General features: G+C 61.4%; 21 protein-coding genes, 1 tRNA gene and 1 other RNA gene. 17 read left to right on the top strand and 6 right to left on the bottom strand.

The genetic code is table 11. The annotated features are described in order from the left end of the window. Window positions 1-8: 8 nt before the first annotated feature. A complete protein-coding gene (locus PHI64_RS08435) occupies window positions 9-659 on the top strand; it encodes an rRNA large subunit pseudouridine synthase E (RefSeq protein WP_299881487.1) in 651 nt (216 codons plus the stop codon). Between the two features lie 134 nt (window positions 660-793). Then, window positions 794-1,171, top strand: coding sequence for a DUF192 domain-containing protein (locus tag PHI64_RS08430; protein WP_299881557.1), 378 nt, complete (start codon window positions 794-796; stop codon window positions 1,169-1,171). Window positions 1,172-1,767: 596 nt separating this feature from the next. On the opposite strand, the gene ssrA is transcribed toward PHI64_RS08430, so the two are convergent. The 6 genes from ssrA to PHI64_RS08400 form a co-directional block, all read right to left on the bottom strand. After that, window positions 1,768-2,133: a transfer-messenger RNA gene (gene ssrA / locus PHI64_RS08425) on the bottom strand. A gap of 66 nt (window positions 2,134-2,199) precedes the next feature. Beyond that, window positions 2,200-2,847 (bottom strand): HAD-IA family hydrolase, encoded by a 648-nt coding sequence (locus PHI64_RS08420; RefSeq protein ID WP_299881482.1) that lies wholly within the window; start codon window positions 2,845-2,847, stop codon window positions 2,200-2,202. Beyond that, window positions 2,840-3,535 (bottom strand): bifunctional 2-polyprenyl-6-hydroxyphenol methylase/3-demethylubiquinol 3-O-methyltransferase UbiG, encoded by a 696-nt coding sequence (gene ubiG, locus PHI64_RS08415; protein WP_299881480.1) that lies wholly within the window; start codon window positions 3,533-3,535, stop codon window positions 2,840-2,842. The genes PHI64_RS08420 and ubiG overlap by 8 nt, the downstream gene beginning before the upstream one ends. Window positions 3,536-3,665: 130 nt before the next feature. After that, on the bottom strand, window positions 3,666-4,394 hold the full coding sequence (locus tag PHI64_RS08410) for an OmpA family protein (protein WP_299881477.1): 729 nt from the start codon (window positions 4,392-4,394) through the stop codon (window positions 3,666-3,668). A gap of 89 nt (window positions 4,395-4,483) precedes the next feature. Then, the gene (locus tag PHI64_RS08405) at window positions 4,484-5,803 is read right to left on the bottom strand and encodes a TRZ/ATZ family hydrolase (protein ID WP_299881474.1); all 1,320 of its coding nucleotides are present in this window, start codon (window positions 5,801-5,803) and stop codon (window positions 4,484-4,486) included. A 73-nt stretch (window positions 5,804-5,876) separates the two neighbouring features. Next, the gene (locus PHI64_RS08400; RefSeq protein WP_299881472.1) at window positions 5,877-6,599 is read right to left on the bottom strand and encodes an OmpA family protein; all 723 of its coding nucleotides are present in this window, start codon (window positions 6,597-6,599) and stop codon (window positions 5,877-5,879) included. A 220-nt stretch (window positions 6,600-6,819) separates the two neighbouring features. Here PHI64_RS08400 and gyrA point away from each other — a divergent pair, with 220 nt between their 5' ends. The 15 genes from gyrA to thrS all read left to right on the top strand — a co-directional run bounded on the left by gyrA (window position 6,820) and on the right by thrS (window position 24,781). After that, a complete protein-coding gene (gene gyrA, locus PHI64_RS08395; protein WP_299881469.1) occupies window positions 6,820-9,411 on the top strand; it encodes a DNA gyrase subunit A in 2,592 nt (863 codons plus the stop codon). A 28-nt stretch (window positions 9,412-9,439) separates the two neighbouring features. Then, the gene (gene serC, locus PHI64_RS08390; RefSeq protein ID WP_299881466.1) at window positions 9,440-10,522 is read left to right on the top strand and encodes a 3-phosphoserine/phosphohydroxythreonine transaminase; all 1,083 of its coding nucleotides are present in this window, start codon (window positions 9,440-9,442) and stop codon (window positions 10,520-10,522) included. Window positions 10,523-10,554: 32 nt separating this feature from the next. Further along, complete coding sequence (gene pheA, locus PHI64_RS08385; RefSeq protein ID WP_366945161.1) at window positions 10,555-11,646, top strand: prephenate dehydratase; 1,092 nt, start codon at window positions 10,555-10,557, stop codon at window positions 11,644-11,646. A gap of 16 nt (window positions 11,647-11,662) precedes the next feature. Beyond that, a complete protein-coding gene (gene hisC, locus PHI64_RS08380) occupies window positions 11,663-12,760 on the top strand; it encodes a histidinol-phosphate transaminase (RefSeq protein WP_299881463.1) in 1,098 nt (365 codons plus the stop codon). 12 nt (window positions 12,761-12,772) lie between these two features. Then, entirely contained in the window at window positions 12,773-13,666 is an 894-nt protein-coding gene (locus PHI64_RS08375; RefSeq protein WP_299881461.1) for a prephenate dehydrogenase/arogenate dehydrogenase family protein, read from the top strand. Window positions 13,667-13,680: 14 nt separating this feature from the next. Continuing rightward, on the top strand, window positions 13,681-15,642 hold the full coding sequence (locus PHI64_RS08370) for a bifunctional 3-phosphoshikimate 1-carboxyvinyltransferase/cytidylate kinase (protein ID WP_299881458.1): 1,962 nt from the start codon (window positions 13,681-13,683) through the stop codon (window positions 15,640-15,642). Window positions 15,643-15,722: 80 nt separating this feature from the next. Next, complete coding sequence (gene rpsA, locus PHI64_RS08365; RefSeq protein WP_299881455.1) at window positions 15,723-17,429, top strand: 30S ribosomal protein S1; 1,707 nt, start codon at window positions 15,723-15,725, stop codon at window positions 17,427-17,429. 11 nt (window positions 17,430-17,440) lie between these two features. Further along, on the top strand, window positions 17,441-17,725 hold the full coding sequence (locus PHI64_RS08360) for an integration host factor subunit beta (RefSeq protein WP_079434022.1): 285 nt from the start codon (window positions 17,441-17,443) through the stop codon (window positions 17,723-17,725). Between the two features lie 5 nt (window positions 17,726-17,730). Continuing rightward, a complete protein-coding gene (locus PHI64_RS08355) occupies window positions 17,731-18,135 on the top strand; it encodes a lipopolysaccharide assembly LapA domain-containing protein (RefSeq protein WP_299881451.1) in 405 nt (134 codons plus the stop codon). Between the two features lie 4 nt (window positions 18,136-18,139). Next, window positions 18,140-19,315 carry a lipopolysaccharide assembly protein LapB gene (gene lapB, locus PHI64_RS08350; protein ID WP_299881448.1) on the top strand — a complete coding sequence of 392 codons (1,176 nt, stop codon included), beginning with the start codon at window positions 18,140-18,142 and terminating at the stop codon, window positions 19,313-19,315. Between the two features lie 86 nt (window positions 19,316-19,401). Continuing rightward, a complete protein-coding gene (locus PHI64_RS08345) occupies window positions 19,402-20,724 on the top strand; it encodes a UDP-glucose/GDP-mannose dehydrogenase family protein (protein ID WP_299881445.1) in 1,323 nt (440 codons plus the stop codon). A 163-nt stretch (window positions 20,725-20,887) separates the two neighbouring features. Then, window positions 20,888-21,778, top strand: coding sequence for a cysteine synthase CysM (gene cysM, locus PHI64_RS08340; RefSeq protein ID WP_299881442.1), 891 nt, complete (start codon window positions 20,888-20,890; stop codon window positions 21,776-21,778). 8 nt (window positions 21,779-21,786) lie between these two features. Further along, a complete protein-coding gene (locus tag PHI64_RS08335; RefSeq protein WP_299881439.1) occupies window positions 21,787-22,584 on the top strand; it encodes a 3'-5' exonuclease in 798 nt (265 codons plus the stop codon). A gap of 57 nt (window positions 22,585-22,641) precedes the next feature. Then, window positions 22,642-22,718 (top strand) — tRNA-Val (locus PHI64_RS08330). A 146-nt stretch (window positions 22,719-22,864) separates the two neighbouring features. Then, window positions 22,865-24,781 carry a threonine--tRNA ligase gene (gene thrS, locus PHI64_RS08325; protein WP_299881436.1) on the top strand — a complete coding sequence of 639 codons (1,917 nt, stop codon included), beginning with the start codon at window positions 22,865-22,867 and terminating at the stop codon, window positions 24,779-24,781. The last annotated feature ends 21 nt before the right edge of the window (window positions 24,782-24,802 follow it).

The following is a 24,802-nucleotide window of genomic DNA, read 5'->3' as shown; positions in this document are numbered from 1 at the left end:
CCTGTCCCATGAGCACGCTGATCCTGTTCAACAAGCCTTACGGCGTCCTGTGTCAATTTACCGGCGAACCCGGTCGCGAGACGTTGGCTGGCTATATCTCAGTCCCCGGTGTATACGCGGCGGGCCGCCTCGACACGGATAGCGAGGGCCTGCTCGTACTGACCGATGACGGTACCCTGCAGGCCCGCATTGCCGATCCGCGCCACAAGCTGGCGAAGACCTATCTGGTTCAGGTGGAGGGTGTGCCTGACGAGGCCGCCCTGGCCACGTTGCGGATCGGCCTGGATCTGGGCGATTTCGTGACCCGGCCCTGTCAGGCCCGTCTGGTGCCCGAGCCGGAGTGGCTGTGGCCGCGCAATCCCCCGATCCGGGAGCGCAAGTCCATTCCAACCAGCTGGGTCGAGATCGTGCTCAAGGAAGGCAAAAACCGGCAGGTAAGGCGTATGACCGCGAAGATCGGCTTCCCTACCTTGCGACTCGTGCGGGTACGCGTAGGGGAGTGGTCACTAGAGGGGATCGCTCCGGGGGAATGGCATGAAGTTGCTGTGACGTCACTCGCCCGCCCGGAGGGGCCTGCACAGTCTCCTCAGTCGCAAGGTCGGCCCTCACTCCGTCGTGATGTGCCAGCTTCCCGCGGGCGCCCACCTCGCAGGAGCTGAGGTGGGTTTCGTGCTAAGTTTCGCGCACATTCTTCTTCCAGATCCTTGTCGCCATGCAGCTACGTTCCACCGCCTTCTTCCTCGTCCTCAGCGCATTTTCCTTGCCGATACTCCCCGCTCAGGCCCAGTCTGCGATGCCCCGCACCGAGCTGTCGGCGGGCATGTACCGCATTGAGGCCGAGGTGGCGGCGACCCAGGAAAACCGCATGACCGGGTTGATGCAGCGTCGTAGCATGCCCCCAAACCAGGGCATGCTCTTTATCTTTACCCAGCCCCAGCGTCACTGCATGTGGATGAAGAATACTCTGTTGCCCTTGTCCGTCGCTTTCCTCGATGACGAAGGGCATATCCTCAACGTCGAAGACATGCAGCCCCAGACCGAAGACAATCACTGCGCCGCCAAACCGGCCCGCTTCGCCCTGGAGATGAACCTGGGCTGGTTTCGCCAGAAGGGCATCAAGCCGGGGCAGACGATTGAGGGCGTGAGGCGCTTGGCAGGGCTTGCCCGTTGAGGCGTTGCCTTGAGATGCCTGATGCTGGCTTGAAGAATGAGCCTTGCACATCCTCGCTCTTCTGCTGAATGTTCGATGCGTTCTTTCAGATCCGCTGCGGCGCAGCAGACAAAGGGACCGCCCTTGCCCTAATACCGTTCAGTTAAGGTCTTTCTTCAGAAATCGGACGCTGTAACGAGCGGGGCGTGCTTTGACGCCCCGTCGTTTTTCGACGACCGCAAACTGCATCTGGGTGCGCAGTCGTATCAGGTGGGCAGGTAGTGATGTGCGTGCTCGCGCCACCCGGGTTAGCGCGTCGCACCCAGCGCCAGCAACCGCCTGCGGGCGGTTTTTTTGCGGCCGCTCGGAACTCGGTCGCCACCGCTACAGGAGTTGCCAACCACAATCGACCGCCTCTAAACCCGCGCCAGCAAAGGAAGTGGCCTCGAGAACGCTCGCGTGCCCACCAGAGAAAACGGAGAACAGAGAGGCGTTGGTGGGGGCAAAAACGCCGCCTTTGCAGGGGCGGCGCTCGCGAGGCCAGGCCCGGAAACCGCACCAACACTGGAGGAGCGGGCAAAAAAATCCCAACCGATGAGGGTTGGGATTTTGGGTATTGGTGGAGCCGGGGGGAATCGAACCCCCGTCCGCAAGTCCTCTACAGTCAGTTCTACATACTTAGCCGACCTATTTGGGTTTAACCCGTGGTTTAGCCAATCGGCAGGCCGACCACAGGCGAGTCACCTTGAGTTTCGCGTTGAACCAAGTAACCCGATTCATTGCTAGTCCCTGTAAATGACACTGCGGCGGGTTTTACCCCATCTGACCCAGGAGACCTGTCAGTGCAGTGGCTTAGGCCTTAAGCGGCCAGAGCGAAACGCTCGTCGTTGGCGTTTGTAGATTTTCCAGTGGATTTACGAGGTAACTGGTCCTCGGTATGCCCTGATCTGCTTTGCAACCCACGTCGAAGCCAAGTCGGCCCCTGCGTTACAGCTGTGCCCAGAATCCTGCCTGACCACGCTGCGAATGATAGCACGCTCTCAAGGTGTTTACAGCAGAGGTAGAAGGTCGAGCGGGTGTCCGATGATGGCATCGGCGCTCCAGGAAGAGACAGGGGGTGAGCTCCCGAGGTATCCGTAGGCTGCGGCGATGGTACGCATGCCCGCTGCCTTGCCTGCCTGGATGTCGCGGATGTCATCCCCAATGTAGAGGCTGTCGGCGGGTGCTACGCCTGCGCTGGAGCAGGCGTAGAGAAGGGGGTCGGCAAAGGGCTTGGGGCGGGCTGCGGTATCACCACCGACAATGCAGGCGCAGCGGGAGGTAAGGCCAAGGGCTTCAATCAGCGGGCGGGCGAAGCGTTCGGCCTTGTTGGTGACGATGCCCCAGGTGATCCCGGAGCCGTCGAGGTGCGAGAGGACTTCGTCGATACCGGCGAAGAGCCGTGTTTCGACGCACAATGCGCTGGCGTACAGTTGAAGAAAGCGTTCGGCGATCGCTGGGTAGCGGGGGGCGTCGGGCGTCAGGCCGAAGCCGACGCCCAGCATGCCGCGCACGCCGTTTGATACCTGGGGGCGCAACTGCTCCAGGGGGCTTGGTGCCAGTTGGTGTTCGGCCTGCAGACGGTTGAGCGCAGCAGCGAGATCGGGCGCTGTGTCGGCAAGTGTCCCGTCGAGGTCGAAGAAGACTGCTTCAGGCATTCCGTGACGTGCACATCAGGTAGTTCACATCCGTATCGCGGCCTAGCGCATAAACCTTTGTCAGCGGGTTGTAGTTCATGCGGCACAGCTCCTCGACGTCCAGCCCGGCCTCCCGGACGTAGCGCGCGAGCTCGGATGGTTTGATGAACTTTGCGTACTCGTGGGTGCCCTTGGGCAGTAGGTTCAGTATGTACTCCGCACCTACGACAGCCAGAAGGTAGGCCTTCAGGTTGCGGTTCAGGGTAGAGAAGAAGACTTTGCCTCCGGGTTTGACCAAGGTGGCGCATGCCCTGATGGTGCTGGCCGGGTCGGGGACGTGTTCGAGCATCTCCATACAGGTCACGACATCGAAGCTTGCGGGAGACTCTATGGCGATGTCTTCGGCGGAGATGTGTCGGTAGTTGACGGTCTGGCCGCTTTCATAGAGGTGCAGGCGGGCAACGCCGAGGGCCTTCTCCGAAAGGTCTACCCCGGTCACCTCTGCGCCGCGAGCCGCCATGGACTCCGCCAGGATGCCGCCGCCACAACCAATATCCACCACTTTCTTGCCGCTCAGGCTGACAGCGCTGTCGATCCAGTCGAGACGCAGGGGGTTGATCTGATGTAGGGGCTTGAACTCGGATTCGGGGTCCCACCAGCGGTGGGCGAGGTCACTGAATTTTTGCAGTTCGGCTGGGTCGGCATTCATGGTTTGAGGCTTCGTCGAGTATTCGTGTTGGCAGTTCGAGATTGTAGGGCGAGAGCCTGGTCTGCGGAAAAACAAAAAGCCCTGCAAGGCAGGGCTTTTTGAGGACTGACGGGAAACTTGATGTCGGCGATTACTTGGTGCCGATCACTTCGATTTCCACGCGACGGTCCGGCTGCAGGCATTCGACCAGCTTCTTGTTCTTGCCGGATTCCTTGCCGAGGTTCTTGCACTTGTCACCGGTCACGGGCTGCTTTTCGCCCTTGCCTTCGGTGTAAACGCGGTTGGCTTCAACACCCTTGCCGACCAGGTAGTCCTTCACAGCGGCAGCGCGCTTTTCGGACAGCTTTTGGTTGTAGGCGTCACCACCGATACGGTCGGTGTGGCCAACAGCCAGGATGACTTCCAGCTTCACGCTCTTGGACTTGGCTGCCAGATCGTCAAGCTTGGTTTTGCCGGCGGGCAGCAGGACAGCCTTGTCGAACTCGAAGAGGGCGTCGGCGGCCAGCTTGATCTTCTCGGCAACGATGGCCGGAGCGGCCAGCGGAGCGGCCTTGGCGCCAGCGGCAGGAGCTGCGACAGCCTTTACACACTTCTCTTGGGGGACGACGTCCTTGTCGCATTCGCAGCCGACGGGGAATTCACCGGCCATGGTGTTGGAGGCAGCGGCAGGAGTCCAGTAACCGGTGCGCCAGCACAGGTCGTGACCGCTGCGGGCCACAACAGCGCGGGAGTCGATCACGTAAGGCACTTCGCCTTTCGTATCGACGACGACATCTTTGGCGAAGCTGGCGGAGGCGGACAGGCCGAGAGCGGCAAGTGCGGCGGCCATCAGCAGTTGTTTTTTGGCTTGTTTGATCATCGTTTTCCTCGTCGCAAGGCAAAGGGGTAGAACCGGAAGATTCATCCAGGCTGCCAAAGTGCACCATGAACTCAGGCAGCATATCCAATTCATTGGCGGAGCTTATTTTGCCATAGGCGGGCGATGCTCAATAGTTCGGTGTTGGATATTTGCAACAGTTCGCCATTCTTCACTTGTTGCCGGCCGCTGATCCAGACATCGGAAACGTCGTGTCTTCCAAGCACATAAACAAGATGCGAGGCTGCGTCAAAGAGCGGCAGGCTGTCTGGAGAGTCCAGGCGCAGAGCGCAGAGATCGGCCGCCTTGCCGGGCAGAACGGAGCCAATGTGTTGATCCATGCCAAGGGCCCGGGCGCCGTGCAGGGTTGCCATGCGCAAAGCTTCATGGGCCGGGAGGGATGATGCGTCACCGGTGCCGAGCTTGGCAAGAAGGCTGGCCTGGAGCATTTCGCGCCACAGGTCGAGGCGGTTGTTGCTGGCGGCGCCGTCGCTGCCCAGTCCGACCGGAAGGCCGTGTTGGAGCAGGCGGGTGACTGGGGCCATGCCGCTGGCCAGCTTCATGTTGGAGGTGGGGCAGTGGGCGAGGGCGCAGTGATGCAGTGCCAGGTGCTCAATGTCGTCGTCGGAGAGGTGAACGCCGTGGACGCCGATCAGCCCCGGGCCCAGCAGCCCCAAGCTGTCCAGCCGTGCGATAGGACGCTGGCCGTAGTCACGCAGACTGTCGTCAATCTCGCGGGAGGTCTCGTGAATGTGGATGTGGATGGGCAACTCCAGCTCGTCGGCGAGGGTGCCGATCCGTTCGAAGCTGGCATTGGAGACCGTGTACGGGGCGTGGGGGGCGAGGGTGAAACTGATCAGGGGGTGGTTGCGCCAGGATTCGAAGGCGGCGAGCCCTTTGTGCAGGTAGTCGTCGGCGTCGGAGGCGTACTGGGACGGAAAGTCGATGACGGTGATGCCGATTGCCGCACGCAAGCCAAGGCGGTCGAAGGCTTCGGCGCTGGCCTGCGGGAAGAAATACATGTCGTTGCAGGTGGTGATGCCGCCGCGCAGCATTTCCGCACCGGCCAGCAGGCTGCCGTCGCGGACGAACGCATGGGAGACGTGACGCGCTTCGGCGGGCCAGATGGCTTCCTGCAGCCAGCGCATCAGAGGTAGGTCGTCTGCCAGGCCGCGCATCAGGGTCATGGCGGCATGGCAGTGCAGGTTGACCAGTCCCGGGGTGATGATGTGTTCCGGGAGGCTGACGGTTTCGGCGGCCTTGAAACGGGTCCGGGCCTGATCCGTGGGGAGGATGGCCTCTATGCGTCCTCCACGGACGGCGATGCTGTGGTGCTCAAGGGTGGTGTCGTACGGCTCGACCGGGATGATGTATCGGGCTTCGATCAGCAGGTCGATAGGGGTGGGCGTCATGGGGCGGGTGTCCGTATATGAAAAACCCCGCCGGGGAAGGCGGGGCTTTTCAGGGGCTGGGGTGTGCTGAGGCTTACTTGGCGGGGCCTTTGACGTCCAGGGTGACGCGACGGTTCGGAGCCAGGCATTCGATCAGCTTCTTGCGGCCGAGTTTGTCGTTGCAGCTCTGGATGGGCTGGGTTTTGCCTGCGCCCATGGTGTCGATCAGGTCGGCCTTGATGCCCTTGCTGACCAGGTAAGCCTGAACGGCTTCAGCGCGCTTTTCGGATAGCTTCTGGTTGTAGGACTGGGTGCCCAGACGATCCGTATGACCGGTGATGATGATGGAGCTGACTTCGGCACAGGTGGCGAGCTTGGTGCTGATCACGTCGTCGAGGTTCTTCTTGGCGATGGGGCTGAGCACGGCCTTGTTGAAGGCGAAGGTCTGGTCGGTGTGGAGGGTGACGCTGAAGTCGCACTTCTTGGGCGCAGGGGGGGTAGCAACCACTGCTGCCGGAGCGGGGGCCGGAGCGGCCGCCGCCGCCGGGGCGCATTTGTCCGCGCCAACAACATCCTTGTCGCACTCACAGGCCACCGGAACGGCGCCGGCCTTGGCTTCTCCAGCGGAGCCCGGTGTCCAGTAGCCGGTGCGCCAGCATAGGTCTGCACCGCTCTTCACGACGACGTTGCGCTGGTCAATGGCGTAGGGGACTTCACCTTTTGGGTCGACGACGATGTCTTTGGATTGGGCCATGGCCGAGAAGCCGGCAATCATCAGAAGGGCGGCCGTCGTCAGACGGAGGTTTGCTGCGGTCATCGGGTTTCCTCCTCAATATAAGGTGGGGCGCTCGGGGTGCCCGTCTTGTGGTGTTAAGGTGCCCGCGGATTAGATCATACGCGCTGCGGAGATCACAATCCGGGCTGTAATGGAGTGGGCTGCTGTCGAGCCGCAGCAGGTGGCGGGAGTGGGGCACTGGTGGCGTGATAAACTCCGGGTTTTTCGTCTTTTCGACGAATAGTCGATTCCTAGCGGTGCCATGATCCCGTTCGCCAAAGAAACTCTCCCCATCAGCCTCGAAGACGAGATGCGTCATGCCTACCTGGATTACGCCATGAGCGTGATCGTCGGGCGGGCTCTCCCGGACGTGCGAGACGGCCTCAAGCCGGTGCACCGCCGGGTTCTGTTTGCCATGCACGAGCTCGGCAACGACTGGAACAAGGCCTACAAGAAGTCGGCGCGTATCGTCGGTGATGTGATCGGTAAGTATCACCCCCACGGCGATCAGTCTGTATATGACACCATCGTCCGCATGGCTCAGGACTTCTCCCTGCGCTATATGCTGGTCGATGGTCAGGGCAATTTTGGTTCTGTGGATGGCGACAGCGCTGCGGCGATGCGTTACACGGAAATCCGCATGGCCAAGATCGGCCATGAAATGCTGGCCGACATCGAGAAGGAAACGATCGACTTCGGGCCCAACTACGATGGCTCTGAAAAGGAGCCGCTGGTGCTGCCGGCGCGGGTGCCTAATCTGCTGATCAACGGTTCGGGGGGGATCGCGGTGGGCATGGCGACCAACATCCCGCCGCATAATCTCACCGAGATCGTCGATGGCTGCCTCAAGTTGCTGCAGGAGCCCGAAACCACGATCGAGGATCTGATCAAGATCATTCCTGCCCCCGACTTCCCGACGGCAGGTCTGATCTACGGTCTTGCTGGCGTCCACGAGGGTTACCGCACCGGGCGTGGCCGGGTTGTGATGAGGGCGCGCACTCACTTTGAGGATATCGGCAAGGGCGACCGCCAGGCGATTATCGTCGATGAGCTGCCTTACCAAGTTAACAAGAAGACCCTGCTCGAGAAGATTGCCGAGCTCGTCAACGAGAAGAAGATCGAAGGCATCAGCGAGATCCGCGATGAATCCGACAAGTCGGGCATGCGCGTGGTGGTCGAGCTGAAACGCAACGAAATGCCGGACGTGGTGCTGAACAATCTGTTCAAGCAGACCCAGCTGCAGGACACCTTCGGCATGAACATGGTGGCGCTGGTGGATGGCAAGCCGCGTCTGCTCAATCTTTACCAGATGCTGGACTGCTTCCTCGCCCACCGGCGCGAGGTCGTCACCCGCCGCACCATCTTCGAGCTGCGCAAGGCCCGCGAGCGTGGCCACATCCTCGAAGGCCTGGCGGTGGCCCTGTCCAACGTGGACGAGATCATCGCCCTGATCAAGGCTGCGCCGACGCCACCTGAGGCCAAGAAGGCCCTGATGGCGCGTCAGTGGCGCTCGGCCCTGGTGGAGGAAATGCTGTCCAGGGCGGCTTCCGACAGCTACCGCCCGGAAGGTCTGGCCGCCGAGTTTGGCCTTTCCGCCCAGGGCTATCGCCTGTCCGATGCCCAGGCCCAGGCCATTCTTGAGCTGCGTCTGCAACGCCTGACCGGCCTTGAGCAGGACAAGATCGTTGCCGAATACCGGGACGTGATGGCGACCATTGCCGATCTGCTCGACATCCTGGCGCGCCCCGAGCGCATCACCGCGATCATCGTGGATGAGCTGAACCTCATCAAGCAGCAGTTCGGCGACCCACGGCGTTCCGAGCTGGTGATGAATACCGCCGACATCAATATAGAAGACCTGATCGCGCCCCAGGATATGGTCGTGACCTTGTCGCATACCGGCTACTTCAAACGCCAGCCGCTCACCGACTACCGGGCCCAGAAGCGTGGCGGCCGGGGCAAGCAGGCCGCTGCGGTGAAGGATGACGATTTTGTCGACCAGCTCTTCGTAGCCAATACCCACGACCACATCCTGTGTTTCTCCAACCGTGGCCGCCTGTACTGGCTCAAGGTTTACGAGGTGCCTGAAGGCACCCGCAACTCCCGTGGCAAGCCCATCGTCAATCTCTTCCCCTTGCTTGAGGGCGAGAAGATCACGGCTGTGCTGCCGGTCAAGGAGTTCGACGAAGGTCATTTCATCTTCATGGCCACGGCCCAGGGTACGGTCAAGAAGACGCCGCTCACCGATTTCTCGAACCCGCGCAAGGCCGGCATCATTGCCGTGGGGCTGGATGAAGGCGATTACCTGGTGGGCGTGGCCATCACGGATGGCCAGCATGACGTGATGATGTTCTCCGACGCCGGCAAGGCCGTGCGTTTCAGTGAGAACGATGTCCGCCCGATGGGGCGTCAGGCCCGTGGTGTGCGCGGCATGATGCTGGAAGACGGTCAGACCGTGATTGCCATGCTGGTGGCCGGTGACGAGGAGCAGAGCGTGCTCACCGCCACCGAAAACGGTTTCGGCAAGCGCACGCCGATCGGTGAGTACACCCGCCACGGTCGCGGCACCAAGGGCATGATTGCCATCCAGACCTCCGACCGGAATGGTCGCGTGGTGGCGGCGACCCTGGTCACCGAGAAAGACCAGATCATGCTCATCACCACTGGCGGCGTGCTGGTGCGTACCCGTGTGGCGGAGATCCGCGAGATGGGCCGTGCCACCCAGGGGGTGACGCTGATTGCCGTGGATGAGGGGAGCGTGCTGTCCGGCGTACAGAAGATTCTCGAAGGCGAAGAGGAAGAGCAGGACGTCCTGGGTGAAGTGGGTGACGAAGGCGCCCAGCCCGAGGCCTGAGCTGACTGACGGAGCAAGGATTCAGACGATGCGGATTTTCAATTTCTCGGCGGGGCCGGCGGTGTTGCCGACGGCCGTTCTGGAGCAGGTGCGTGACGAGCTGCTCGACTGGCACGGTACCGGCATGGGCATCATGGAGATGAGCCACCGGGGCAAGGATTTCACCGGGGTCATCAACGAGGCCGAAGCCGATCTGCGCGAGCTGATGGGCATTCCCTCCAACTACCGGGTGCTGTTCCTGCAGGGTGGAGCGACCCAGCAGTTCGCTCAGATCCCCATGAACCTGCTCGACGGGCGCTCCGCGGATTACATCGTCACCGGCTCCTGGTCGAAGAAGGCTTACAAGGAAGCGCAGCATGTTGGCTCCGTCCGGATGGCCGGCAGCACAGAGGGCGATGGCTTCACCCGCCTGCCCGCTGCGGCCGAGCTGAAGCTCGACCCTGCTGCAGCCTATCTGCACATTTGCACCAACGAGACGATCCACGGCGTCGAGATGTTCGATCTGCCCGAGGCGCCGGCTGGCGTTCCCCTGGTGGCGGACATGAGCTCCCACATCCTGTCGCGCCCGATGGATGTGTCCCGTTACGGGCTGATCTATGCCGGAGCCCAGAAGAACATCGGGCCGGCCGGCCTGGTGCTGGTCATCGTGCGTGAGGATCTGCTGGGCAAGGCCTCGGCGAGCACCCCCAGCGTGATGAACTACGCCACCATGGCCGATAACGGTTCCATGCTCAACACGCCGCCCACCTTTGGCATTTACCTCGCCGGTTTGATCTTCAAGAACCTGAAGGCCCAGGGCGGGCTGGCGGCGGTGGAGCAGGCCAACATCGCCAAGGCTAAGCGCGTCTATGACGCCATTGAAGGTAGTGGCGGCTTTTATCGCAACCCGGTGGCTGCGGATTGCCGTTCGCGCATGAACGTCCCGTTCACCCTGTCCAATCCGGCTCTCGATGCCGAGTTCCTGGCGGAGGCTGCCGAGCGCAGGCTGGCCGGCCTCAAGGGGCACAAGTCGGTGGGGGGGATGCGGGCCTCCGTCTACAACGCCATGTCCCTTGAAGGGGTCGATGCGCTGGTGGCGTTGATGCAGGATTTTGCTGCACGCAAGGCGTGAGCGGATAGGCTTTTGGGGTTTCAGGAGAAGGCATGAACGAAGGGATGCTGCAGGAGCTCGGTGTAGTGCGTGAGCAGATCGACGCCATCGATGCGCAGATGCTGGCGCTGCTCAACCAGCGCGCCAGGTGCGCCCAGCACGTCGGCGAGATCAAGGCGAAGTACGGCGATGCGGGCTACATCTATCGCCCCGAGCGGGAGGCGCAGGTCTTGCGCCGGATCCAGGATCTCAACGCCGGTCCGCTGCCCAACGAGAACGTCACCTTCTTCTTCCGGGAGGTGATGTCGGCCTGCCTGTCGCTCGAAACGCCGCTCGGCATCGCCTTTCTCGGCCCCTTGGGCACTTTTTCTGAAAGTGCCGCAGTCAAGCATTTTGGCCATGCGGCCCGTCTGGCGCCCCAGGGCACCATCGATGATGTCTTCCGTGAGGTGGAGGCCGGCCATGCCCATTACGGTGTGGCGCCGGTCGAAAACTCCACGGAGGGGGCGGTCGGTCGTACCCTCGATCTGCTGCTTGGCTCGTCCCTCAAGATCTGTGGCGAAGTCGTGCTGCGCATCCATCAGCACCTCATGACCCGCGAGACCGAGCTGGGCCGGATCACCAAGGTGTATTCCCACGCCCAATCCCTGGCCCAGTGCCACGAGTGGCTGAATCGCTCGCTTCCCGGGGTTCCACGCATTTCCGTCGGCAGCAATGCGGAGGCGGCACGCCTCGCCTCCCTGGAGCCGGGGGCCGCCGCCATCGCCGGCGAAGCAGCGTCCGCACGCTACGATCTGCCGCGCCTGGCCGAGAATATCGAGGACGAGCCCAACAACACTACCCGCTTCCTGGTGCTGGGGCGTCATGACGCGGGGAGAACGGGTGCCGACAAGACTTCTCTGATCATGTCGGCGACCAACCGTCCCGGCGCAGTCCACGAGTTGCTCGCGCCGCTGGCAGAAGCCGGTGTGTCGATGAACCGCTTAGAATCCCGACCTGCTCGCGCGGCGCTGTGGGAGTACGTCTTCTACGTGGATATCGAAGGCCACCGAGATGATCCGGCCGTCAAGATCGCGCTGGATGCGCTGGCGAGTCGGGCGGCCTACCTCAAGGTCCTGGGTTCCTACCCCCAGGCTGTGTACTGATCCCCTGGAGTTGTTCATGAGTTTGTGTGATCTGGCGCCCGCCTACATTCGGGCGATCTCTCCCTATCAGCCCGGCAAGCCGATCTCTGAACTGGCCCGGGAGATGGGGCTGGCGGAGACGTCCATCGTCAAGCTTGCCTCCAACGAGAACCCGCTGGGCATCGGCGAGAAGACCCGGGCGGCCATCGAGGCTGCGCTGGCAGACATCGCCCGCTATCCCGACGGGAATGGCTTTGAGCTCAAGGATGCCCTCCATCGGCGCTATGGTGTGGCCATGGACCAGATCGTTCTCGGCAACGGTTCCAACGACATCCTCGAACTGGCCGCCCGGGCCTTCCTCGGCCCGGACCGGGAAGCCATCTATGCCCGTCACGCCTTTGCAGTCTACCCCTTGGCCACGCAGGCGACAGGTGCCCGGGGTGTCGAGGTGCCGGCGAAGGACTTCGGCCATGATCTGGATGCCATGCTGGCGGCGATCACCCCCGCCACCCGGGTGATCTTCATTGCCAATCCCAACAATCCGACTGGGACCTTTCTCCCCGGCGCCAGCATTGAAGCTTTCTTGGGCAAGGTTCCTGCCGACGTGCTGGTGGTGCTTGATGAGGCCTACACCGAATACCTCGGGCCGGAGCAGCGCTATGACGCCATTGCCTGGCTGTCCCGCTTTCCTAACCTGCTCATCAGTCGCACCTTTTCCAAGGCCTATGGCCTGGCTGGTCTGCGGGTGGGTTACGGTCTGGGCAGTGCGGCGGTAATCGATCTGCTGAACCGCGTCCGGCAGCCCTTCAATGTCACCAGCGTCGGCCTCGCGGCTGCCGCTGCCGCGCTTTTCGATGACGATTTCCTGGCGCGCAGCTTCGAGCTGAACCGGGCCGGGATGGCGCAGCTGACCGCAGGCTTTGCCACGCTTGGCCTGGAGTGGATTCCCTCGGCCGGCAACTTTGTCACCTTCAAGGTGGGGGACGGGGCGAAAGTCAATCAGAGCTTGTTGCGTCAGGGGGTCATCGTGCGTCCCATCGGCGGCTACGGCATGTCCGAATGGCTGCGTGTGTCCATTGGCCTGGAGAGCGAGAATGCCCGCTTCCTTGAGGCCTTGCCTGCAGCCCTTGGTTGAGCGAGGCGCGCCGTGCGCAGGATCGAGAAACTGGTGGTGTGCGGCGTCGGCCTGATTGGCGGGTCGGTGGCCCTGGCCCTGCGTCAGGCCAGGCTGGTTGAACGGGTGGTGGGGGTAGGCCGGCGGCCGGAGCCCCTCGCCCAGGCGCGGCAGCTCGGTGTGATCGACGAGATCTCCACCGACTGGGCCCAGGCGCTTGACGGCGCGGACATGGTCCTGCTGGCCATGCCTGTCGGTCAGATGGAGGCTGTGGCGCAGGCCATGGCGCCCCACCTGGGGCCGAACACCATCGTCACCGATGCGGGCAGTACCAAGCGGGATGTGATCGAGGCGATTTACCGGCACCTGGGCGCCCATCTGGCCCATGTGGTGCCTGCGCACCCCATCGCAGGTGCCGAGAAGAGCGGGCCTTCCGCAGCCCGTGCCGACCTGTACCGAGGGCGCAAGGTGGTGGTGACCCCGCTGCCCGAGAACACGCCCGAGGCGGTTCTGCGGGTGCGCGAGCTGTGGGCTGCCTGTGGGGCGGTGCTGCACGAGATGAGCCCCCAGGAGCATGACCGGGTGTTTGCGGCCGTCAGTCATCTGCCCCACCTGCTGGCCTTTGGCCTGGTCCATGATCTGGCTGGCCGGGCCAATGCCGAGCAGCTCTTCAGTTACGCTGCGAGCGGCTTTCGCGATTTCACCCGGGTGGCCGGGAGTCACCCGGAGATGTGGCGCGACATCTGCGTAGCCAATCGCCATTCCCTGCTCGCCGAGCTCGATGCCTATCTGTCCGAGCTGGCCTATCTGCGCGCGCTGCTGCTGGCAGGGGACGGGCCGGCGCTCGAAGCTGTCTTCGACGAGGCCAGCCGGGCTCGCAACGAATGGGCCGACAAGGCTTTCCCAGCGACGCCTTCGGGCGAGTGATACAAGGATTTTCCATGGAATTCATCGATCTGCCGCCGATGCGCAAGGCTGCCGGCACCGTCCGTCTGCCCGGCTCCAAGAGCATCTCCAATCGCGTGCTGCTGCTCGCTGCCCTGGCCGAGGGGGAAACCCTGGTCGAGGATTTGCTGGACTCCGACGACACTCGGGTGATGCGCAATGCCATCGTCGCCATGGGAGTGAATGTGACGGAGGAGGGTGGTGCGCTGCGCGTGGCGGGGTGCAATGGACGCTTCCCCCGGTTGCGGGCCGATCTGTTCGTGGGAAACTCCGGCCTCAGCATTCGCACCCTTGTGCCGGCCATCGTCGCGTCCCTCTCCGGTTGCGGTGATGCCCAGGCCGAGGTACGCCTGTCCGGTGTGCCGCGCATGCACGAGCGTCCCATCGGTGATCTGGTGGACGGTCTCAAGCAGCTTGGTGCCCGGGTCAACTGGCTGGGGAAGGAGGGTTACCCACCCCTGGCACTGCAACCGGCCGAGCTGGCCGCCGAGCAGGTCAGTGTAAGGGGCAACGTATCCAGCCAGTTTCTTACCGGTCTCTTGCAGGCCGCACCGTTGGTGGCACGGGACAAGCCCCTCACCATCGACGTTGAGGGAGAGCTGATCAGCCGCCCGTACGTGGAAATCACCCTCAACCTCATGGAGCGTTTTGGTGTCGTGGTGCAGCGTGACGGCTGGAGCCGTTTTGTGGTGCAACCTGGGCAGCGCTACGTCTCTCCCGGCCGGATCTCCGTTGAGGGAGATGCATCCACGGCAAGTTATTTCCTCGCCGCTGGTGCTCTCGGTGGCGGACCGGTGCGTGTCGTCGGGGCGGGGCGGCGCAGCATCCAGGGAGATGTGAAGTTTGCTGACGCTCTGGCCACCATGGGCGTGGAAATTACCTGGGGCGACGATTGGATCGAGGCGCGTGCGCCGTCGTCCGGCCGTCTCAAGGCCTTCGACCTGGATCTCAATCACATTCCCGATGCGGCCATGACCCTGGCAGTGGCGGCTCTGTTTGCCGACGGCCGGAGCACCCTGCGCAACATCGGCAGTTGGCGGGTCAAGGAGACGGATCGCATTGCCGCCATGGCGGCCGAGCTGCGCAAGCTCGGGGCAACGGTCGATGAGTTTCCGGAAAGTCTCCGTGTCACACCGCCGGCCCATCTACAGTCGGCCGTCATCGATACCTATGACGATCACCGCGTGGCCATGTGCTTTTCGCTGGCGACCCTGGGCGGGCCCTACGTGCGCATCAACGATCCGAAGTGCGTGAACAAGACCTTCCCTGAATATTTCCAGACCTTTGCCGGTATCGCCACGCCTGTCCCGGTGCTGGCCATTGATGGGCCTTCTGCATCCGGAAAGGGCACCGTTGCGGCCCAGGTGGCCCGGGTGCTGGGCTTTGATCATCTCGACAGCGGTGCTCTCTACCGGATTGTCGCCTTGGCAGCTTTGCGTCAGGGGCTGGCGCTGGATGCGGAGCCTGAACTTGCGGCACTGGCGGCCGGGCTTCCGGCGCGCTTCGAGGACGGGCGGGTGTTTCTGGCTGGTGATGATGTCACTGACGAGATCCGCAGCGAAGCCTGCTCGGCAGGAGCGTCCCGCGTGGCCGCCCTGCCGGCTGTCCGCGATGCCCTGTTCGCGCGGCAGCGGGCGTATCGCCGGGGCGCCGGCCTGGTGGCGGAAGGCCGGGATATGGGGTCCGTTGTCTTTCCGGACGCAGCACTCAAGATATTTCTCACTGCTTCCGTCGAAGCTCGGGGCGAACGTCGCTATAAGCAGTTGATCGGTAAAGGAATGGCTGCTAGTATGGACGATCTCCTCAGAGACCTGCATGAACGGGATGCGCGGGATTCCCAGCGCACCGTGGCGCCTCTGAAGAGAAGCGACGATGCCGTGTTGCTCGATACCTCCGGAATGACCGTCCAGCAGGCGGTCGATTTCGTGGTGGATCGGGCTGCGGCGCTTCGCAGCTAAGGTCTTCCGTGCCCGCCCGGGCATGGAGGGTTGTTTAACCAGGAGCCGTCTCGCGACGGTTGTAAGGTTCTTTTTCACATATGTCCACTGCCACCCCTATTTCCCTTGAGGAAAGCTTTGCCGCCCTGTTTGAGGAATCCCTCAATCGTCAGGAAATGCGCGCCGGTGAAGTCATCACCGCCGAAGTCGTGCGGATCGACCAGAACTTCGTGGTCGTCAACGCCGGCCTCAAGTCCGAGAGCTACATCCCCATCGAGGAATTCCGCAGCGATCGCGGCGAACTGACCACCGAAATCGGTGATTACGTTCAAGTCGCCATCGAGCAGCTTGAAGACGGCTACGGCGAAACCCGCCTGTCCCGCGACAAGGCCAAGCGCATCGCCGCCTGGAACGACCTCGACAAGGCGCTCAACGACGCCATCCTCGTCAAGGGCATGATCACCGGCAAGGTGAAGGGCGGCCTGACCGTCATGGTCAATGGCATCCGTGCGTTCCTGCCGGGTTCCCTGGTGGACATGCGTCCCGTGAAGGACACCACCCCCTTCGAAGGCAAGGAATTCGAATTCCGCGTCATCAAGCTCGACCGCAAGCGCAACAACGTGGTGGTTTCCCGCCGCGCCGTGCTTGAGGCCTCCATGGGTGAAGAGCGTCAGAAGCTCCTCGAAACCCTCAAGGAAGGCACCGTCGTCAAGGGTATCGTCAAGAACATCACCGACTACGGCGCATTCGTGGATCTGGGTGGCATCGACGGCCTGCTGCACATCACCGACCTGGCCTGGCGCCGTGTCCGTCACCCGTCCGAAGTTCTGGCCGTGGGCGACGAACTCGAAGCCAAGGTGCTCAAGTTCGACCAGGAAAAGAACCGTGTCTCCCTGGGTCTCAAGCAACTGGGCGAAGATCCGTGGGTCGGCATCTCCCGCCGCTACCCGCAGGGCACCCGTCTGTTCGGCAAGGTGACCAACATTACTGACTACGGCGCATTCGTCGAAGTGGAGCAAGGCATCGAAGGCCTGGTCCACGTATCGGAAATGGATTGGACCAACAAGAACATTCACCCGACCAAGGTCGTCCAGCTGGGCGACGAAGTCGAAGTGATGATTCTCGAAATCGACGAAGACCGTCGCCGCATCTCCCTGGGCATGAAGCAGTGCATGTCCAACCCGTGGGACGATTTTGCGATCAACCACAAGAAGGGTGACAAGGTCCGTGGTCAGATCAAGTCCCTGACCGACTTCGGTGTGTTCATCGGCCTGGAAGGCGGTATCGACGGTCTGGTTCACCTGTCCGACCTGTCCTGGTCGCTGACCGGCGAAGAAGCCGTGCGCCAGTACAAGAAGGGTGACGAAGTCGAGGCTGTGGTGCTCAACATCGATGTCGAGAAGGAGCGCATCTCTCTCGGCATCAAGCAGCTCGATGGAGACCCCTTCACCAACTTCATCGCTACCCACGACAAGAACACCCTGGTGAACGGTACCGTTCGCAGTGTGGATGCCCGTGGTGCCGTGATCGGTTTGAACAACGACGTCGAAGGCTACCTGCGTGCGTCCGAGTTCTCCCGTGACCGCGTGGATGATCTGTCCCAACTGCTGAAGGTTGGCGATGCCGTCGAAGCGATGATCGTTAATGTTGATCGCAAGACTCGTGGCATCAATCTGTCCATCCGTGCCAAGGATCAAGTTGAACAAACTGAAGCAATGAGCAAGCTGGCGTCTGACAGCGCGTCTGCTGCCAGCGGCACCACCAACCTCGGTGCGCTGCTGAAGGCCAAGCTCAACGAGCAGAAGTAAGCGGTTCGGGCATGACCAAGTCGGAGCTCATCGCCCGGCTGGCGGAGCGTTTTCCCCAGCTGGTCGCGAAGGACGCCGAGTTCGCGGTAAAGATGATCCTCGATGCGATGACCGATGCCCTGTCGCGGGGTGATCGCATCGAGATCCGCGGCTTTGGCAGCTTTGCCTTGAATTACCGTCCCCCCCGTGTCGGGCGTAATCCCAAGTCGGGGGAGAAGGTGCAAGTGCCGGAGAAGTATGTTCCGCATTTCAAGGCTGGCAAGGAGTTGAGGGAACGTGTCGACATGATGGGGTGACCCATATGGCGATGACGCTTCCCCATCCGGAGGCCGAAGGCTCGATCCTGAAGGCGGCGAAAGCCGCCTTCTTTTTTTTGTCCACGTCAGGGATAATTTCGGGCATGCGCGCTCTCATCTGGGCCTTCAGGCTCTTCCTGTTCCTGCTGCTTTTCGGCTTTGCCGTCAAAAATGACGATGTAGTCGTCCTGCGTTTCTTTTTCGGTGCCCAGTGGCAGGTTCCGCTGGTCCTGGTCATTCTGCTGTTTGTCACCGTCGGTGTGCTGATTGGCGTCACTGCGACGTTGACCACGCTTTACCGTCAGCATCGCGAGATCGGCCATCTCCGTGATCAGGGAGCTGCTCCTTCTTCTGATGGGCGCGGCAGGGGGCCGATTGCCCACGGCCCTGATCTGCCGGAGACCTACTGAGCCCATGGAATTCGAGTTGTGGTGGTTGCTGGCCTTTCCCCTGTTTTTCGTATTGGGCTGGCTGGCTGCCCGAATTGACATCAAGCATCTGGTCAAAGAGTCGCGGGCTTTGCCGCGCACCTACCTGACAGGTCTGAACTTCCTCCTCAACGAGCAGCCCGACAAGGCTATTGATGCCTTTATCGAGGCGGTGAAGATCGATAATCAGACGGTTGAACTGCACTTTGCCCTAGGAAGCCTTTTTCGGCGAAGGGGTGAGACGGACCGAGCGATCCGGATGCACCAGAATCTGATTGATCGGGACGATCTGTCGGACGATCAGCGGCTGCAGGCCCTGTCCGAGCTAGGGCTGGATTTCCTGAAAGCGGGCCTTCTTGATCGGGCAGAAGCGGTTTTCATACAACTGCGGGGCAGCCGCCTGAATGATTTTGCGCTCAAGAACCTGCTCGACATTTACCAGCAGGAGAAGGATTGGCGGAAGGCCATCGAAACGGCGGATGCTCTTCCGGGGCATGAGAGTGCGCTCTGGGAAAAGGAAATGGCCAATTTCCACTGCGAACTCGCCTCTGCCGACATGGCCAACTCCCGCTTTGACGAGGCGCGGAGCGCTTTGTTGCGCGCCCTCGAGACGAACCGGAAATGTGTGCGTGCGAGCATGCTGCTGGGCGATCTGCATGTGGCCCAGGGGGATGACAGAGCGGCACTTGAGGCTTGGAAGCGCGTGGAAAGCCAAAATCCGGTCTACCTGGCCCTTGTGGCCGAGAGGCTGATGGATGCCTATCGCAGGCTGGGGGAACTCGAACAGGGCATGCAGTTGTTGCGCAGCTACCTGGAGCAATATGCGTCCCTGGACCTGCTGGATGCCTTGTTCCAGTGGGAGTTGCAGAAAGAGGGGCCGTCGGCAGCGTACCAACTGGTGCGGGACGAGTTGCGACGCAATCCGACCTTGCTCGGACTGGACAAGCTCCTTGAGGCAGCCTTGCTGACAGCTCCTGTCGAACAGCGTACGGACATCGAACTGGTCAAGGGCCTGGTACATGGGCACACCCGCAGGGTGGCCCGCTATCGTTGTGATGCTTGTGGTTTCAAGGCACGCCAGTTCTATTGGCGTTGCCCTGCGTGTGGCGGCTGGGAAACCTATCCGCCCAAGCGTACCGAGGAATTCGATCTGACGCCCTAGGCTGGTTTTGTGGTCTAGGCTCTCCGGTTCGGGATTGGCCCACCGGTTTTGGAAACACTCTCAGGATAGGTTGCGGGAACTCGCATATGAAAATTACGGTTGTCGGTACGGGTTACGTGGGGCTGGTGTCCGGGGCCTGTCTTGCCGAGATGGGCAATGACGTGTTGTGCCTGGACCTGGACCCCGAGAAAATCCGGGTGCTCAAGGAGGGGGGAATCCCCATCCATGAGCCGGGGCTTGATCAGGTGGTCGCCCGTAACGTGGCTGCAGGTCGTTTGCATTTCACGACCAACGTTCAGGAGGCCGTCCAATTCGGCACCATCCAGTTCATCGCCGTGGGCACGCCGCCGGATGAGGATGGTTCTGCCGACCTGCAGTATGTGCTGTCGGCAGCCCGTGCCATTGGTCGCCACATGACGGACTACAAGGTGGTCGTCGACAAGAGCACCGTACCTGTCGGAACTGCCGACAAGGTCAAGGCTGCGGTTCAGGCCGAGCTTGATGCCCGAGGCGAGGCGATTCCCTACAGCGTGGTGTCTAACCCCGAGTTCCTTAAAGAGGGGGCTGCGGTGGATGACTTCATGCGCCCCGACCGGATCGTGGTGGGAGCCGAGGATGATCAGGCCATTTTCCTGATGAAGGCCATCTATGCGCCGTTCCAGCGCAACCATGAAAAGCTTCTGATCATGGACCTGCGCAGCGCCGAACTCACCAAATACGCGGCCAATGCCATGTTGGCCACCCGGATCAGCTTCATGAATGAGTTGGCCCTGCTCGCAGAATCCCTGGGGGCCGATATTGAACTGGTGCGTCAGGGCATCGGCAGCGATCCGCGCATCGGCTATCACTTCCTGTATGCGGGCTGCGGGTATGGCGGATCGTGTTTCCCGAAGGACGTCAAGGCGCTCATCAAGACCGGGGCGGATGCAGGGCATGCCTTGCGTGTGCTCAACGCGGTCGAGGATGCCAATGATGCCCAGAAGCTGGTGCTCGTGAACAAGGTCGTGGCCCACTTCGGCGAGGACCTGAGCGGCAAGCACTTCGCAGTCTGGGGGCTGGCCTTCAAGCCGAATACTGATGATATGCGGGAGGCGCCGAGCCGGGTGATCATCGCCGAGCTGTTCCGGCGTGGCGCGACAGTGACGGCCTATGACCCAGTGGCGATGGACGAAACCCGCCGGATTTTTGGTGACGAGCCACGCCTGAACTACGCTGAACGTCCCATGCTGGCGCTCGATGGTGCCGATGCCTTGCTTATCGTGACCGAGTGGAAGGAATTCCGCAGCCCTGATTTTCAGGTCATCAAAGCCAAGCTCAAGAGTCCGGTCATTTTCGATGGCCGCAACGTGTTTGACCCGCGGCTTCCGCGGGAGGCTGGCCTGACTTACCTGAGCATCGGCCGGCCCTGAGGCCTGGCTGTGCCAAGTGTCCAGGGGCTTCCGGTGGAAGCCCCTTTTTTCAGCCCTGTGCAGCGGCAATCCGATCGTGCGGGATACGTGGGGTCGCAACCCTCGACCGCCGCATTCGGTATGATCGAAGCAATCTCCAATCCGATATCCGGTGGACCGAAACATGGAATTCAAGACTCTCGAGGACTACGTGGGCCAGACCCCGCTGGTCAGGCTGAAGCGCATCACGGCAGGGCATAACAACGTGATTCTGGCCAAGCTGGAAGGTAACAACCCGGCAGGGTCGGTGAAGGACCGTCCGGCCATGTCCATGATCCTGCGCGGTGAGGCCCGGGGTGACATCCAGCCTGGACAGACCCTGATCGAGGCGACCAGCGGCAATACCGGGATCGCTCTCGCCATGGCTGCCGCGATACGCGGTTACGGAATGATTCTCGTGATGCCCGAGAACCAGAGCATCGAACGTCGCCAGACCATGCGGGCCTTTGGTGCCGAACTGGTGCTGACACCGAAAGAGGGTGGCATGGAGTTGGCTCGCGATGTGGCTGAGCGTATGCGCGACGAGGGGCGGGGCGTGATCCTCGACCAGTTCGCCAATCCGGACAATCCCCAGGCCCACGTGGACGGTACCGGCCCCGAGATTTGGGAGCAGACCGGTGGCACCATCACCCACTTCATCAGCAGCATGGGAACGACCGGCACCATCATGGGGGTGTCCCGCTACCTGAAAGAGAAGAATCCTGCCGTCTGCATCATCGGCTGCCAGCCCACCGATGGCGCACAGATTCCTGGTATTCGCAAATGGCCGGACGCCTATCTGCCCCGGATTTATGACAAGTCCTTGGTTGATCAGCTGCAATACGTCGCCCAGGCCGATGCGGAAGAGATGACGCGGCGCCTGGCCCGGGAGGAAGGCATCTTTGCGGGCATTTCTTCGGGGGGCGCCCTGCATGTGGCTTTGCGGCTGGCCGAGCAGGTTGAGAATGCCGTGATCGTTTCGATCGTGTGCGACCGGGGCGACCGCTACCTGTCTACCGGCGTATTCCCAGCCTGAGCATGACGATGGCCGCCACTCTCGTCTTCGATATCGAGACAATCCCTGATGTACAGGGCATTCGTTCCCTGCACGGACTGCCCGATGAGCTTGGTGCGGAGGAGGTGGCCGAGTACGCCTTCCAACTGCGTCGGGCATCAAGCGGAAGCGATTTCCTGCCCCATCATCTCCAGAAGGTCGTGACCATCTCCTGCGTGCTGCGGGATGCGAGTCAGTTTCGGGTGTTCTCCCTGTCGGAGCCCGACTGCGCTGAAGGCGAGATCATTCAGCGATTCTTTGACGGGATCGAGCGTTTTACCCCCCAGTTGATTTCCTGGAACGGAGGCGGCTTCGATCTGCCGGTCCTGCACTACCGTGGCATGTTCCACGGGGTCTCGGCACCACGCTACTGGGATCTTGGGGATGGTGACTACCATGATTCCCGGGACTTTAAGTGGAACAACTACATCGGGCGTTATCACACCCGTCACCTGGATCTGATGGATCTGCTGGCCCTTTACCAACCCCGCGCCAATGCACCGCTTGATGATCTGGCCAAGCTGATGGGCTTTCCTGGCAAGCTGGGCATGGACGGCTCGGCGGTCTGGAAGGGCTACTGCGAGGGACGGATCGGGGAGATTCGGGACTACTGTGAGACCGACGTGGTTAACACCTATCTCGTGTTCCTGCGCTTCCAGTGCATGCGCGGCGTGCTTGATAAGGTGCAGTATCAGACCGAAGTCAGTTTTGTCCGCGACGCGCTGAGCCGGCTTGAGTCACCTCACTGGCAGCGTTTTCTGGCCGCCTGGCCTGCACAACCTCAGTAAAATAAATTCAAGTAATCGTTGACAGTTTTAAGGGTTCGTCTATAATGCGGGCTTCTTAGGCGCGTAGCTCAGCTGGTTAGAGCACCACCTTGACATGGTGGGGGTCGTTGGTTCGAGTCCAATCGCGCCTACCAAACACCTAAGAAGGAAAACGAATGTCTCGAACTTGCAGCAGCCAAGACAAGCTTTGACGAGTCTGCTGTAAGGCGTTTTCCAGAAAAAGAAAAGTGCGGCTCGTCCGCACTTTTTTTTTGCCCAAAATTTTCCCGAGCGAGTCATCATGCCCAATATCACCCTGCCCGACGGTTCTGTGCGCAGTTTCGAGCAATCCGTGACGATCGCCCAGGTCGCCGCGTCCATTGGTGCTGGTCTGGCAAAGGCGGCGCTGGCCGGTAAGGTTGATGGCAGGCTGGTCGATACCTCGTATCTCATTGAGCATGATGTGGCGCTGGCCATCGTGACCGACAAGGATCCGGATGGTCTTGAGGTCATCCGCCACTCCACGGCGCACCTGCTGGCCTATGCCGTCAAGGAGTTGTTCCCTGATGCCCAGGTCACCATCGGGCCGGTGATTGAAAACGGCTTCTACTACGACTTCGCCTACAAGCGTCCGTTTACGCCGGAGGATCTGGAGAAAATCCAAGTCCGCATGGCTGAGCTGGTCAAGCGCGATATTCCCGTTGAGCGCAGCGTGCTGCCGCGGGACGAGGCGGTTGCTTATTTCAAGTCCATTGGTGAGCATTACAAGGCCGAGATCATTGCCTCCATTCCTCAGGGCGAGGATGTGTCCCTCTACAAGGAGGGTGAGTTCACCGATCTGTGTCGTGGTCCTCACGTTCCGTCCACCGGCAAGCTTAAGGTCTTCAAGTTGATGAAGGTTGCCGGGGCCTACTGGCGCGGCGACTCGAAGAACGAAATGCTGCAGCGCATCTACGGTACGGCGTGGGCCAAAAAGGAAGAGCAGGAGGCCTATCTCCACATGCTGGAGGAGGCAGAAAAGCGCGACCATCGCCGTCTGGGCAAGCAGCTTGACCTCTTTCATCTCCAGGAAGAGGCGCCCGGACTGGTGTTCTGGCATCCTAATGGGTGGACTGTCTGGCAGGCCGTAGAGCAGTACATGCGTGCCGTCTATCGTGACAACGGCTATCAGGAAGTGCGCTGCCCCCAGATTCTGGATCGTTCCCTATGGGAGAAATCCGGGCACTGGGAGCACTACAAGGCCAACATGTTCACCACAGAGTCGGAAAGTCGTGACTATGCGGTGAAGCCAATGAACTGCCCGGGTCATATCCAGATCTTCAATTCCGATCTGCGCTCCTATCGCGAGTTGCCCCTGCGCTATGGCGAGTTTGGCGCCTGTCACCGTAATGAGCCCTCAGGGGCGCTGCACGGCATCATGCGAGTGCGCGGCTTTACTCAGGACGATGGCCATGTCTTCTGTACGGAAGATCAGATCGAGGCCGAGGTGACTGCTTTCAATGCCTTGGTGCGCAAGGTGTATGCGGACTTCGGTTTCAAGGATGTGGCGGTCAAGTTGGCCCTGCGTCCGGGCAGTCGGGTGGGGTCGGATGAGGTGTGGGACAAGGCGGAGGGCGCGCTGCGCGCTGCGCTGCGGGCTAGCGGGCTGGAGTGGGAGGAGTTGCCTGGCGAAGGTGCCTTCTACGGCCCGAAGATCGAATTCCATATCAAGGATGCCATCGGTCGCTCCTGGCAGTGTGGGACGGTCCAGGTGGATTTCTCCATGCCCGCGCGTCTGGGGGCTGAGTATGTTGGTGAGGACAACGGCCGCCACACGCCTGTGATGCTGCACCGGGCAATTCTCGGATCCCTGGAGCGTTTTATCGGCATTCTGATCGAAAACCATGCGGGCGCATTGCCCTTGTGGCTTGCGCCAGTGCAGGCGGTTGTGCTGAATATCTCTGAATCGCAGGCGGATTACGTCACGGATGTCGTCAGAAGCTTGCGTTCGCGCGGCTTCCGGGTGGAGGCCGATTTGCGCAACGAGAAGATTACTTATAAAATACGCGAACATAGCGTTCGAAAGCTGCCTTATCTGCTGGTTGTCGGCGACAAGGAAAAGGCAGCAAATGTAGTGGCCGTCCGCGCCCGGGGTAATCAAGATCTCGGTCAAATGTCCCTCGATAAGATTGTCGAGCGTTGGCAAGACGAAGTGACTTCGTTTGCCGGCACGGCCTGATATTTTTGTTTTCATGGAGAA

It is taken from the genome of Zoogloea sp., assembly GCF_028689785.1.
Lineage (GTDB): Bacteria > Pseudomonadota > Gammaproteobacteria > Burkholderiales > Rhodocyclaceae > Zoogloea.
This window is presented reverse-complemented; position numbering and strand designations above follow the sequence as displayed.